The sequence below is a fragment of the Pseudomonas sp. HY7a-MNA-CIBAN-0227 genome, from assembly GCF_040310325.1.
Lineage (GTDB): Bacteria > Pseudomonadota > Gammaproteobacteria > Pseudomonadales > Pseudomonadaceae > Aquipseudomonas.
In genome coordinates, this window is the sequence record NZ_JBEOPT010000347.1 from 1 (window position 1) to 239 (window position 239).

At 48.5% G+C, this 239-nt stretch carries 1 protein-coding gene; it reads right to left on the minus strand.

The window, feature by feature from the left end; genetic code table 11:
* The coding region (locus AAEZ06_RS28220; RefSeq protein WP_502948075.1) for a hypothetical protein at positions 1–208 on the minus strand (208 nt) is incomplete at its 3' end.
* Positions 209–239: the final 31 nt, after the last annotated feature.

Here is a 239-nt window from a genome sequence, read left to right on the forward strand (position 1 = left end):
TATCGACTCCTTTCATCTTGCCATGTACCAGACCAATACGGATATTTAGACGCTCGTTTAAATCTTCATAAGTCGCCTCAGCCGCTTGTGCGTCCAATACGCTAGACTCTTCTACTAATGAGCATACCCAATACGCTTGTCGCCCAGCCTCGCAATTGATCGCGATACGTTCTATCACTTCATCACGGCGATTGCGGTCAATAGTCACCGTGGTAATCGGTGTGCGTCCTGGTGGTAAC